General features: G+C 59.4%; 12 protein-coding genes. 6 read left to right on the top strand and 6 right to left on the bottom strand.

The window, feature by feature from the left end; genetic code table 11:
* Positions 1–344 precede the first annotated feature (344 nt).
* The 3 genes from NZK35_RS30395 (at position 345) to NZK35_RS30405 (ending at position 3430) form a co-directional block, all read left to right on the top strand.
* Positions 345–1826 (top strand): hypothetical protein, encoded by a 1482-nt coding sequence (locus NZK35_RS30395; RefSeq protein ID WP_259636293.1) that lies wholly within the window; start codon positions 345–347, stop codon positions 1824–1826.
* A 246-nt stretch (positions 1827–2072) separates the two neighbouring features.
* On the top strand, positions 2073–2597 hold the full coding sequence (locus tag NZK35_RS30400; RefSeq protein WP_259636294.1) for a hypothetical protein: 525 nt from the start codon (positions 2073–2075) through the stop codon (positions 2595–2597).
* 41 nt (positions 2598–2638) lie between these two features.
* The gene (locus tag NZK35_RS30405) at positions 2639–3430 is read left to right on the top strand and encodes a class I SAM-dependent methyltransferase (protein ID WP_407699852.1); all 792 of its coding nucleotides are present in this window, start codon (positions 2639–2641) and stop codon (positions 3428–3430) included.
* Positions 3431–3826: 396 nt separating this feature from the next.
* Here NZK35_RS30405 and NZK35_RS30410 read toward each other — a convergent pair whose 3' ends face one another.
* Positions 3827–4180 (bottom strand): nucleotide pyrophosphohydrolase, encoded by a 354-nt coding sequence (locus NZK35_RS30410; protein ID WP_259636296.1) that lies wholly within the window; start codon positions 4178–4180, stop codon positions 3827–3829.
* Positions 4177–5436: an FG-GAP and VCBS repeat-containing protein gene (locus NZK35_RS30415; protein ID WP_259636297.1), complete on the bottom strand. Its 1260-nt coding sequence runs from the start codon at positions 5434–5436 to the stop codon at positions 4177–4179. Before NZK35_RS30415 ends, NZK35_RS30410 begins: the two co-directional genes overlap by 4 nt.
* A 450-nt stretch (positions 5437–5886) precedes the next feature.
* Here NZK35_RS30415 and NZK35_RS30420 point away from each other — a divergent pair, with 450 nt between their 5' ends.
* The 3 genes from NZK35_RS30420 (at position 5887) to NZK35_RS30430 (ending at position 9239) form a co-directional block, all read left to right on the top strand.
* Positions 5887–6498 carry a MaoC family dehydratase gene (locus tag NZK35_RS30420; RefSeq protein ID WP_259636298.1) on the top strand — a complete coding sequence of 204 codons (612 nt, stop codon included), beginning with the start codon at positions 5887–5889 and terminating at the stop codon, positions 6496–6498.
* Between the two features lie 447 nt (positions 6499–6945).
* Positions 6946–8295 carry a GTPase HflX gene (gene hflX / locus NZK35_RS30425; protein WP_323379683.1) on the top strand — a complete coding sequence of 450 codons (1350 nt, stop codon included), beginning with the start codon at positions 6946–6948 and terminating at the stop codon, positions 8293–8295.
* 116 nt (positions 8296–8411) lie between these two features.
* A complete protein-coding gene (locus NZK35_RS30430) occupies positions 8412–9239 on the top strand; it encodes an SDR family NAD(P)-dependent oxidoreductase (protein WP_407699853.1) in 828 nt (275 codons plus the stop codon).
* A gap of 79 nt (positions 9240–9318) precedes the next feature.
* Here NZK35_RS30430 and NZK35_RS30435 read toward each other — a convergent pair whose 3' ends face one another.
* The 4 genes from NZK35_RS30435 to NZK35_RS30450 form a co-directional block, all read right to left on the bottom strand.
* A complete protein-coding gene (locus NZK35_RS30435) occupies positions 9319–9519 on the bottom strand; it encodes a hypothetical protein (RefSeq protein WP_259636301.1) in 201 nt (66 codons plus the stop codon).
* Positions 9497–10333: a hypothetical protein gene (locus NZK35_RS30440; RefSeq protein ID WP_259636302.1), complete on the bottom strand. Its 837-nt coding sequence runs from the start codon at positions 10331–10333 to the stop codon at positions 9497–9499. The genes NZK35_RS30435 and NZK35_RS30440 overlap by 23 nt, the downstream gene beginning before the upstream one ends.
* A 305-nt stretch (positions 10334–10638) precedes the next feature.
* Complete coding sequence (gene nadA, locus NZK35_RS30445; RefSeq protein ID WP_456115278.1) at positions 10639–11802, bottom strand: quinolinate synthase NadA; 1164 nt, start codon at positions 11800–11802, stop codon at positions 10639–10641.
* Positions 11803–12106: 304 nt separating this feature from the next.
* The gene (locus tag NZK35_RS30450; RefSeq protein WP_259636303.1) at positions 12107–12625 is read right to left on the bottom strand and encodes an adenine phosphoribosyltransferase; all 519 of its coding nucleotides are present in this window, start codon (positions 12623–12625) and stop codon (positions 12107–12109) included.
* Between the last annotated feature and the right edge of the window lie 120 nt (positions 12626–12745).

Genomic DNA, 12745 nt, shown 5'->3' on the forward strand with positions numbered 1-12745 from the left:
CACCAACACGTATGCCCGTGTCATTCGGGCCTGCCCCCGTTTTCCGCGACCAGATTTTCCGCCCAAGATTTACCGGCAGGGCTTGTTCGCTCCGCCCCCCGGATGTCGCCAGATCAGACAGAAATCACCTGTCTTGATCGCTCGGGCGCGCTAAAACCCGCTCAGTCGGACCGGGAAGCTGGGTTATTCTCGGGCAGAAATGCTAGAATGACGCAGACTTGTGAATATTCTGTGGATGGATTTCCTGCCGTTTGCCGCTGCCGCTCGATGGCGCCGCTCGGTGTGTGAGACGTCCATCCAGTCGGTTTCTCCTATCCTCTCCACTTTTCGCTCGGAAGTTTCCCATGGCGGCACGCGACGATTCAGTCATTCGCGGCAGCTTAATCACCTGTTTGATTCTGCTGGTCCTCTCCCTTGCCCTGAACTTTATCCTCTGGAGTTGGGGAAGCGGCCAAGCGGACGAACGGGCGACCATTGCCAATCGCCTGACCGACGTCCAAAACGGTTTGCGAACCGCTGAGGAAAAGAACATCACGATGCAGAAGATGCTCGGTGCCGAGCAGATGACCCAGGACGAATTCGATTCCTTTGCCAACAGCAGCAGTGGCGATCCGGACTTCGACGCCCTGGCCACCCAGTTCCATAACGACATGCAGGTGTTCGGCCAAGACGTCGGCATCCAGGACCGTCACTACGGCGCGCTGGTCGACTACTTCATGAACGCGATCCGCGATCGGAACGAGCAATACGGGGTCGCTCGCGACGACGCCAACAAGATCCGGGCACAAGCCGCCGCCGATGTCGCGACCGCCCGTGCCGCACAGCAGAAAGCGGAAACCGAACGAGAAAACCTGGCGAAGCAACTCGAAGACGAGCGAACTCAATTCGCCACCTATCGCAACGACATGCTGACCAAGATGGAGCAGGCCAAGGACAGCAAGACCAAGAGCGAACGCGAGCTGCAAGCCCTTCAACGCAAAGCCGGCACCCAAGTCAACGATCTGGTCCTCCAGACCAAGATGCTGGAAAACACGATCGAAACGCAGAAGCTGGAACTGAACAAGCTTCGCGGCGGCAGGTTCGAGACCGTCCAGGGCGAAATCCGCTACGTCCTCCGCGGCGGCAAGATCGTCTCGATCAACCTGGGCTCGGCCGACGCGTTGCGACCGGGGATCACGTTCGGCGTGGTCGATCGCGATGACACCGCGCGGCTTCAAGACGCCGACATCAAGGCGTCCATCCAGGTCACGAAGATCCTCGGCCCCCACTTGGCCGAAGCTCGAGTCGTGGCGATGCCCCAAGTCGGCAACCCGATCATCGAAGGCGACGCCGTCTACTCGCCGTTTTGGGCCCCCGGACGCAGCGTACGCATCGCGCTGGCCGGCGGCATCGATATCGATGACGATGGCCGCCCCGACAACGAGATCCTGGAAGGCATGATCAAAGCAGCCGGCGCGGAAATCGCGGACAACGGCGAGCGGACCGGCCGAATCGATCCGAGCGTTCGCTTCCTGGTCGTCGGTGAATCGCCCAAAATCGAAGGGCGTGACGAAGACGTCGCCGCGGCCGAATTGGCGGCGCTCGGCGAGGCCAAGCAGCGGGCGACCGAAGCCGGTGTAACCGTGATCCCCGCCTGGAAACTCCAAGCCTACCTCAAGACGCTCGATGATTCGCTGACCACGCCGTTCGGTTCTGCGGTGCGTGCCGAAGACTGGGAACCGGAGCCGGTCCCAGGCCCCGCACGTCGTCGCCCCGTGGATCTACCCGACATGTTCAAGCAACAAAAAGAACGGGTGCAACGGACCAACGAAATCGTCAGTCCGTAGGTGAGCAACGGAGAAGGAGTGGGATGGGCTTCCAGCNNGCTGCGCAAACGCCGTCTCTCCCAGAGGGAGAGAATCTAAATCGGTTGCCAAATCGTGCAGTAAAAGAATCGACATCCCTCGCAGCGGCAGTGGGCGGCTAAAGCCCAATACCAGCGGTTGCTGAATCCGCTTTTCCGACCGGCCCTTACTCTGCACTCGGCGACAACGTTAGACTGACGGCATCCCTGTTCACTTCGAGGTGCCATCATGAACAACCCTGTCTTTCGACTCCCTCTCGCCATCCTGGCTGTGGGTTTGATCGTATCGAGTCCCGCGATTGCCGACGAAGCATCCTCGCGGGAAACCCGATTGGCGAAGTACTTGAGCGGAACGCAGTTCATCGGCAAGTTCACCGTCGATGGAAAGGACGGGTCGCCGAAGACCGAAGCCTACACGATCAAGTCGTGCGAAAAACTCCCCGCGGCAGATCTGTATCGATTCACCGCGCGAATCAAGTACGGCAACGTCGATCAGGAACTGCCGATGGATCTAAAAATCCTGTGGTCCGGCAATACGCCGGTGATCACGCTCGATTCGCTGTGGATCCCCGGCATGGGCACCTTCGACGCCCGCGTCTTGATTCAACCCGGTCCCCAAGCCGGTCGCTATGCCGGAACCTGGCAACACGGAGACCACGGCGGGCATCTGTTCGGAAAGATCGTTCCCCTGTCGGACAACTCCGCCGACAACTCCTCTGAACCGGCATCGGATGGCGGCAACGGAGCCAATTGAGTTCGCGACTTCGGCGTCGACTTACATTTCACCACCTGAGCATGACCTTGGCAAACTGGTACGACCACCCCCAATACTTCGACATGCTGTTTCGAGAAGAGACGCCGGTCGAAGTCGCGTTTTTTGAAGAAGCCTTCAAGCGGTTTGCCGAGCGCAAGGTGCGTCGTGTTTTCGAACCCGGCTGTGGCAGCGGACGGCTGGTCGTGGCGATGGCCGCCAAAGGATATGACGCGACCGGCCTGGATCTCAGCGACGCGATGTTGAACTACATGCGGCGTAAACTGAAACGGAGAAAGCTTCAGGCGACGTGCGTCAAGGGCGACATGACGCACCTGGAGTTTGACACACCGTTCGACGCGGCGTTTTGTACCTACAACACGTTCCGCCACCTGCTGACCGAAAAAGACGCCGTCGCCCACCTGCGCAGCATGGCCGACTCCATTGCCACCGGCGGGCTGTATATTTTGGGCATGCACTTGGTGCCCGAAGAAGACTACGAAGCGGTCGTCGAACGCTTCAAAATGAGTCAGGCCGGCACGACGCTGACGACCACGATCAGTGTTCCCCACACCGACGAAAAGAAACGCCTGGAAACCCTTCGCGTCAAATTGAAAGCCGTTAAATCGAGTGGGGAGACGATCCGCATCCAAAGCGAGTTTCCCTTGCGGCTCTACACGCCGACGCAATTGAAACGGCTGTTCAAGAAGGTCAGCGACCAATTCGAATTGGTCGAATCGTTCGACTTCGCTTATGACATCGACGATCCGCTACCGTTCGACAAAGAACTGCTGGAAGGCCTGTTCGTGCTGCGGAAGTTGGGCGTGGAGACGTAGTGGTCGATCCATCGCCAAATGTCATGTCGCGACTCGTTGCCAGGCTCCGCCGTGAACGATTTGTTAGCGGCAGGGCGCGAGCCCTCCGGTCTTTCACGATGTTTTTGAAGCGCGACCGGACGGCTCGCGCCGTTCCGCTAACACCTTTAGTACGGCGTACGCGGCCGGACACTGCGACGCCCGCCCGAGGCCTTACGGCCAGCGGCTCACTATTGACTTAGCAGATCCCGACTAAACCGACTGCCCGCTTGCGCCCTGCCGCTACAACCTCGTCAAAAACAGAAAATAAATCGTTCACGGCGTAGGGCGGAGCCTGGGCACAAGTCTCTGATGCCTGACAGACGGCATGCACAGCATGCCCTACGCTGCTGCAACGCAAGCCGGAAGCTTACGCGGCTACCGTAGTTTCTCGTTGCTGCGATGGCGATCTTTGTCGCGATTGGTTTTCTTTTCCAAATTCGCTCTCAGCGCCGCGGTCAGATCGATCCCGGACTGATTGGCCAGACAGATCGTCACGAACAGCACGTCGGCCAACTCATCGGCCAAGTCGCCGGGTTGATCGCTCGACTTGTACGATTGCTCGCCACAGGTGCGTGAGAGGATCCGCGCGACCTCGCCGACCTCTTCGACCAGCTGCGCCAAATTGGTCAGCTCGTCGAAGTAGCGAACGCCGATGGTTTGGATCCAACGGTCCACCTCGTCCTGTGCCTGACGAAGCGTGAGCGGCGGCCGGGCGTCGGAAAGACTCATTGGGCCAACAACAGATACGTGCCGCTTTTCCCGGCCACGGCGATGTCCACTTTGGAGTCCCCGTTGAGGTCTTCGGCGACGATCTGCAAGCCACAGCCGACGTGCCCTTCGTCGATGGTGTGACGCTCGAACGATTTAGATGCTTGATCCCAGGTGTAGTAGTACAGACAAGGCGGCTCGTTGCCGCCGGGATCACGGCTGTTGTGGGCGTAATAGCGTTTGCCGGTGATCAGATCTTTGTTGCCGTCTCCGTCCAAATCAACCCAAGCCAGCGAGTGGGGCTGACTGTAACTGGAGTCGATCTCGTGAATTTGAAATTGAAGCTTGCCGGTTTCCTTGTCCGGATCGGTTTGTTCCCACCACGACAATCCATAATCGTGCCCCTTGCCGATGATCAGGTCGCTATCACCGTCACCGTCCAAGTCAGTCACGATCATTGGGAGCGAACTGTGCAAATCCCAGTCGGCGTGGAAGATCCAGGGTTGGCCCCAGGGGTCCGATTGCGGCTGCTCATACCAACCTTGGCCGACCAAGACATCGGTTTTCCCGTCGCCGTTCAAATCACCGACGGCCACACCGTGCCCATTGGCGGATTCGCCCAGGGCATGGCCGACCAGAGAATACTTGGCCGAGTTCTCCGGTTTGGCTGCGGCTTTCTTGGCGGACGACTTGCCGGCGGCTTCGGTGTCGTCGGCCGCCGGTTCCTGGTTGTCCGTCCGATCGATCAACCGATAGACCATCATGGGGCAATCCTTCTTCCAACTGTTGACGATCCATTCGGGGCGCCCGTCGCCGTCCAAGTCTTCAAACAGCTGACCTTCGTTCTGAGACTTCTTGGTGTCTTTCAACAGGTGGGCCGGCCATTGCTTTCCCAACCGCAACGCTTCCTCGCCGGGGTTCTCGTACCAGTAAACCTCGGTCGGTAAAAACGATCCGGCGATGACATCCAACCGGCCGTCGCCGTTGACGTCAAACAAGTAGTCGCCGTTGCTTTGCACATAACCGTTCCAGTCGTCGATATTGCGAAGGGGTCGAGCTGCCCAATCACCGCCCTTGTACCACTGGCGACCGGCCACCAAATCGGTCACGCCATCGCCATCGACGTCGCCCGCGGCAATCCCCTCGTTGGCATCGAGCGCGAGCATTCGCACGGAGAATTCAACCGGCTTGCCGGCATCGGCCTCGCCGACTGTCCCCAACAACGTGCCTAAAATCGGGGCAAAGAGAATGAAATAAAGTGGGATCCGTGTGGTCATGGCGGGAGACGCGGGTGGGGAGTGGGAAAAAAGCAAGCGGGCTTCCATCGGCCGGCCGAAGCGGCCGCGGGCATGTCGACATTCTATCTTATTCCTTCTCCGGTCCGGCATGTCGAATCAATCGATGTTCCGAAATCAACGCCATGATGCCAGACGCGACGCGCGAGCGAGGTGTACTGCGTGGCCCCTTGCGAACGCGTGCGGGGCTAAATCGTCAGGCCGTTTCGGGGGGTGACGTGTCACGACCGGCCAGTTTACCAAGTTCGCCGACGCCCCCCATCCGGCCAAACCGTTTCGGTCAACACAAACGAAAAAGATCTCGAAATGCGGGAAAAAACTGAAGAATGGTGGCCTTGAATCCTAGGAAGACCGGACCCCATGCGACATGATGGTGCCCGTCGCGTGACCATTCGCGTCTCCCCTCCGTCTCCATAGACCGACGTAGTCCTGATGACCGAAGCCACTGCCAACGAAACGGACGCCGATACAAATCCACAGACAGCGATCTTTCGGCTCGATTCGGAGCGAACCGAGCCTGTCAGCTCGGAAGATCCGGAGACGACGCCTTTGGTTTCGACCGCCGCACCGCTCGAATCGCGCCCCCCGGCCGACCGAACACTGTACGCGGAAGACTTGGCCGTCGGCGATGTTTGGTTGACCGAGACGCGCGAGATCACCGACCGCGATGTGCAGGCGTTCGCCGACCTGACGGGTGACCACACACCGCTGCACGGCGATCAGGGATCGGCCTCTCCTTACGGAAAACCGATCGCCCACGGTTTGCTGGGGCTAAGCGTGTTGGCGGGGTTGGGCACAAATTACCCCAAAGCATCCACGCTGGCCTTCGTCTCGGTGGAAGACTGGCGGTTTGTCGCCCCGGTTTTTTTTGGGGATCGTGTTCAAGGACGCAACGAGATTGTCGAGATCGAGCCGCATGGTCGCCGCGCCGTCAAGGTTCGCTGGCTGAGACAATTGCTCGACGAAACCGGTCGAGTGACCCAAGAGGGTTACTTTGTGACCCTAGTCGGCTCGAAAGCGCGTGGTCGCAATAAACCACGCTGAGTCGACGGCTGGTCGATTTGCTGGGACTTGTTGAGTCAATGGTGAGCCGCAGGCCGTAAGGCCTCGGGCGCCGCCAGCATGCCCGGCCGCTCACGCGTCGCGGCTCACAAAACCGACAGCCCGCTCGCGCCGTTCCGCTCACTCTGCCTGCTTGTGTTAGCGGCAGGCCGCGAGCCTCTCCGGTCTTTGACGCAGTTTCGCGAACCCCTCCCACGTCCGACGCGTCTGGTTTGATCGAGGTTTCGATCGCATTGCCAAATTCCGGTCGAAAATCCTTTGGGGTTTGCCCCTCGAAGCCTTACAATCCGGCCCCGAAAGGGGCTGATTTCCGCCCGGTTGGCATGCGAGATGCTCAGGTGGAAGGCATCAGGCCGACGTTGTCAGTCTTGCGTAGCTATACTAGAGGGGTCTGAGCGACCCGACGATTTCAGGAGGACTTTTCCCTAAGTGCGTGAACAACATCTAGTCAGTGATGACACTCCGGAACGAAGCGTCTTGGCACGATTGATCTTGCCCGACACGCCGGCTCCGGAAGATCCGCTGGAGGAATTGCATGGATTGGCGACGACGGCTGGCACCCAAGTGGTCGGGGAATTGATTCAGCGGCGTGCGTCCGCTGAGCATGGCACCTACCTCGGAAAAGGAAAAGTCGAGGAATTGCGTTTGCTGGTCGAAAAGACCAAAGCCGACGTGGTGATCTTTGACAACGAATTGACACCCGGGCAAATCCGGAATCTGGAGAAAGCGACGGGCGCCAAAGTCCTGGACCGGACCGAGTTGATTCTGGATATTTTCGCTGCCGGTGCGCGAACTTACGAGTCCCGCTTGGCCGTCGAACTCGCCCAATTGGAATACACGCTGCCGCGATTGAAGCGGATGTGGACCCACCTGTCGCGTCAGGCGATGGGCGTGGGGATGCGTGGCCCCGGTGAAAAGCAGCTGGAAGTCGACCGCCGATTGGCCCAAAAACGCATCCACGATCTCAAGCAAGAATTGGGCAAGGTAGAATCGCGTCGCGAACGCCAGGTCGCCTCGCGCAAGGAAGCACCAACGGTTTCGCTGGTCGGTTACACCAACGCCGGCAAGAGCACCTTGATGAACGCGTTGACCGAAGCGGGAGTCCAAGCGGCGGACAAGTTGTTTGCCACCTTGGACACTCGCACCCGTCGCTGGTACTTGGCGCACTGGGGCACCGTCCTGCTCAGCGATACCGTCGGGTTCATTCGCGACCTGCCCCACTCGTTGGTTGCAAGCTTTAAATCGACGCTGGAAGAAACGCGGCAGGCCGATCTGTTGCTGCACGTCGCCGACGCCAGCAACGCCAACGTCTTCGACCAGATCAGCGCCGTCTACAAGGTGCTCAGCGAACTGGAGATCGAAGAGAAAGACACGCTGTTGGTGCTCAACAAGATCGATGCGATCAAATCGCCGGCGATGCTGAACCGCGTGCTGGATCGCTATCCGAACGCGATTCCCGTCAGCGCCAAGAGCGTCAAGGGACTTGAGATGTTGACCGAGGCGGTCGGCGAAGCGCTCGGCCGCGAGTTTCTGGATTTGGACATCGATGTCGATCCCGGCGACGGCAAATTGCTGGCGTACCTGGCGGCCAAGGGAGAAATCGTTTCGCAGCACTTCGGTGCCGACGTCGTCAACGTGCGTGTGAAAATGCCCGTCGCTGCGATGGGGCCGGCCCGCAAGTCGGCGATCTCCATCCGCCCGGCCGGCACCGGTACCTTCGCACCGGTCGAAAGCCCCGTTGAACCGCCCGTCGACACCCCAGCCACCGACGTGGCGTAAGCTTCCAGCTTGCGTTGCCGTGGCGTAAGCTTCCAGCTTGCGTTGCCGGTGGCGTAAGCTTCGAGCTTGCGTTGCTGCTGCCGAAGGCAAGCAGGATGCTTACCCCACTTGTCGGCATGCAGGATGCTGACATCACCTTGCAATCAAGGCCCCACGACTTGGCCCACTGGAATCCGAGCGGAAAACTGGCGGTTGTCACCGGCGCCAGCAGCGGCATCGGCCGCTGCCTGTCTAAGCGGCTCACCGAGGCCGGCTGCCGAGTGATCGCGGTCGCGCGACGTGCGGATCGTCTGCAGTCGCTGGCGGACGAGATCCATCGCGACGGCGTCGACGACAGGCTGCAGCCGATCCGTGGCGATGTGACCGACCCGGCAACACACGATCAACTTGAATCGCTGATCCGATCCCGCGGTGGCTCGCTGGATCTGCTGGTCAACAACGCGGGCATCGGCGCGATCGGCAGCTTCGAGGAGGCGACCGAGTCGCGTTTACGAAAGATCATGGAGGTCAACTTCTTTGCCCCGGCCCAACTGACCCGTCGCTTGCTACCGTACTTGAAATCCAGCGACGACGCGGTGATTTGCAATCTCGGCAGCGTGCTGGGCCATCGTGCGGTCCCGGACAAGTCGGAGTATTGTGCCAGCAAGTTTGCGATGCACGGCTGGAGCGATTCGCTGCGCGCCGAATTGGCCGGAACGTCGGTGCGGGTGACCTTGGTCAGTCCGAGCACGACCGAGAGTGAATTTTTCGACGTGCTGGTCGACTCCGACGCCAACGCCACTTCGAAGAGTTTTGGCAGTTGGCCGGCCGACCGGGTCGCTGCGGCGACCCTGGCGGCGATCGGCAAACGCCGCTCCGAAGTGATCCTCAGCTTGGGAGGCAAGCTGCTGGTCTATGCCGACCGGCTATGCCCACCGTTGATGAATTGGGCCTTGCGCAAGTAGGTCACGCTGTGCGTGACGCATGGCATGCACAGCATGCCCTACTGCGTGACGCATGGCATGCACAGCATGCCCTACGAAGCTAAGCGACGTGGTCGATGTCGGTGACGACCTGCACCATCGGGTTGGCTCCGCTGGTTCGGAAATAATCCGGTGCCCAGCGTCGCAGTTCGATCCACATGGCAATCACAGCGATCAACAAGAACACCATGCTCAGCACCAGCATGACGGTGTAGACGCTCGGCGGCTGTTTGCCACCCTCAGTCGATGGAAGTGTCGACACGGTCACCCTCCAAAATAAAACCTTCGCTGTAGTCTTTCATGATCTCGCCGACGGCTCGGTTGGGCGTCGCTTTGAGGACCTTCAAACGGCCGATGTAACGCGATTTCCGAGTGACTTCGAGCTCGTGGCCCGGTCGAATTCCGTCATCCATGCCGATCGAGACTTCGGCTAAACCCTTGGTACGATTAACGACCAAGACGTTCCCGTTGCGTTCCGGCGGAGCACCGTCCAGTGGCGCTTCGGGGTCGATTCCCATGTGGTCGGCGATTTCGCGGAACCGGGTCAGCTCAGCTTGCAGGTTCTTATTCCGCGATTCGAATTCGAGGCGAACACCGCGAGCTTCGTTGAGTTTGTCTTGCAGCACCAGCGTTTGGGCGAACAAGGCGTCACGATCTTGCTGCTCTTTGCGTACCTGATCGCGAAGGTTTGCGGTCGTGTCGGTCAGCGATTGCAGCTCCTCGGCGCGAATCTTGTCGACCTGAGCCAAGTTGGACAATTCACCCTCGAGCTTCTGGACCGAGCTGATTCGCAATTGTAATTCTTCTTGCAGTTGGTCCAGCTGGGTTTGCAGCGAAGCCAGTGCGGTTCGACGGGCGACTTGTTCACGACTGAGCGCCGCTTGAGCCCGCTGCTTGGCGTCCTCCAGCTGCTCGTTCTCGCGAGAGATGGCCTCGATCTTTTCCTTGTACCCGCTCGGCCCCAACACAACATCGCGCCAATTGCGATGCGAAGCATTGACCGCCAGGGCCAAGACCATGAAGGACAGGCTGAGCAGGAAAATGATGACGGTAAACGACTTCCCAAGTAAGGTCATTTTAGGAGCTTTCCTTTGACAGGAGCGGTCCGAACACGTTGTCGAATTTGGTAGGGTTCAGGCGACAAAATGCCGGGTTGGTGAGCGACGATAAGCCGGGTGCCCACGGTGGATTTTCCTTGCAGAAACGCAGGATGCCCTCGCATCAACCGCCATTCCGCACTCCCGGAAGTATAGTTACCGCAAAAATCAACTGTCAACGAAATCGGCATTAAAAGCATCAAACGCCTAGTTTGCCCCGATTCAACCTGGTGAAACTTTGTCCCTCGTCGAGTTTGCACCGGGTTTGACGGTCATAGCGACCGCTATTTCACCGCCAACATGCGCTCCAACGCGACCAAACTCCACTTGGTCACCTCTTCCGACACCTCGATCGTGTTAACCGGGGTCCCCTCGCGAAGATTCTCCAACGCCCAGCACAAATGGGGCAGATCGATGCGATACATCGTCGCGCACATGCACAGGACGGGGCTGAGGAAGTGGATTTCCTGCTCGGGATGCTCGGCCTTGAGCCGATTGACCAGATGCAACTCGGTGCCGATCGCCCACTTCGTACCCGGCGGACTTGCTTTCACCGTCCGAATGATCAAGCCCGTGCTGCCGGAGACGTCGGCCAAATCGTTGACTTCGCGCGGGCATTCCGGGTGCACCAAAATTTTGATCCCCGGGTGCTGCGCGCGGAATTGTGCGACGTGCTCGGGGCGGAACATTTGGTGGACACTGCAATGACCTTTCCACAAGATCACGCGGCTGTCTTGGATCGCCTGATCGGTGTTTCCGCCGAGTTCCAATTCGTACGGATCCCAAACCGGCATTTGGTCTTCGGTGATCCCCATCTTCAGTGCCGTGTTGCGTCCCAGGTGCTGGTCGGGGAAGAAAAAGACGCGATCGCCGCGTTCGAACGCCCATTCCAGCACCGCCCGGGCGTTGCTGCTGGTGCACACGATGCCGCCGTGTTTTCCGCAGAACGCTTTTAGACTCGCGGCACTGTTGATGTAGGTGACCGGGATCACCCGTTCGGTGTCGATGACTTCGGACATGTCTTCCCAAGCCGCCTCGACCTGGGCAATCGCCGCCATATCGGCCATCGAACAGCCCGCGGCCATGTCCGGCAAGATCACCCGGACACGCTGCCCGTTTCGGCTGGCAAGTTTTTCGGGCCGGTTGGCCAAAATGTCGGCCGTTTCGGCCATGAAGTGGACCCCGCAAAACACGATCGTCCGGCACGTTTCGCTCTGCGCGGCCATCTCGGACAACTGATAACTGTCGCCACGCAGATCGGTGTGCTCGACCACTTCATCCTGCTGGTAGTGGTGCCCCAGAATCAGCAACGAGTCTCCCAGCTCCTGGCGAACGGCCGTGATTCTCGCAATCAGCTCCTCGCTGGAGAGCGTCTTGTAGGTCGCCAGTTGGTGAGCCGCGTGGGTGTTTGGATCGGATTGGACGGTGGGAAGCGTTGGCGTGGTCAAGGGACTCACTTTCAAAAAGAAGGGACGAGTGACAAGCAATCGGCCTGCCACCACTTCTATTGTACGGCAGGTGAACCATTCGGTCGATTCACCCGAGATCTAGCCGACGATCAATGCCACCAAGTTTTGCACTGAAGGAATTAGCGGGACGGCGCGAGCGGTCTGTCGATTTTGTGAGCCGTGACGCGTAAGCAGCCGGGCAGTCCGACGCCCGCCCGAGGCCTTACGGCCAGCGGCTCANNGCGCCCTACCGCTAACAAGACCCCCCGCTTGGCGTCAAACTAGATAGCATTGGCGCGAGACTCTAATAGACGACGGCGGACTCGACGCGGTAGGGTTCCAACTTGGTTTCGCCCTTCAGCCCGGCCAGGTGAATCAGGAACGAACAGCCCAGAATCTCGGCCTGGCAGAGTTCCAGCAGTCTGCAACAGGCCTGCATCGTGCCGCCGGTCGCGAGCAGGTCGTCGACGATGATCACACGTTGGCCGGGAAGCACGCCGTCGATGTGGACGTGCAACTCGTCACTGCCGTACTCCAGGTCATACGAATGGGAATGGGTCTCAAAGGGAAGCTTGCCGGGTTTGCGAATCGGCACAAATCCGGCGTTCAAGTGCAGCGCCAACGGCGCGGCAAAGATGAATCCCCTTGCTTCGGCGGCGGCGACCACGTCGACCGTTTCCCCGTCAAACGGTGCCGCCATGGCCTCGGTCGCAGCCTTGAACGCCTGGGGATCGAGCAGCAACGGGGCGATATCGCGATAGATGATTCCCGGTTTGGGAAAATTGGGAATGTCGCGAATGAAACTTTTTAGATCAATCGTCATCGGATCGTCTTGAGCGTGGCGAGATGTCAAACGCCAAGAGATTAGCCGGATCAGAGCCCCGGCGGTAGCCAACGCAACCCCAGCGGTCAAGCGGAAAAGGCGTCAGGTACGAATGGCACG

Origin of the sequence: Stieleria sedimenti (genome assembly GCF_025060895.1) — a bacterium.
GTDB lineage: Bacteria > Planctomycetota > Planctomycetia > Pirellulales > Pirellulaceae > Stieleria > Stieleria sedimenti.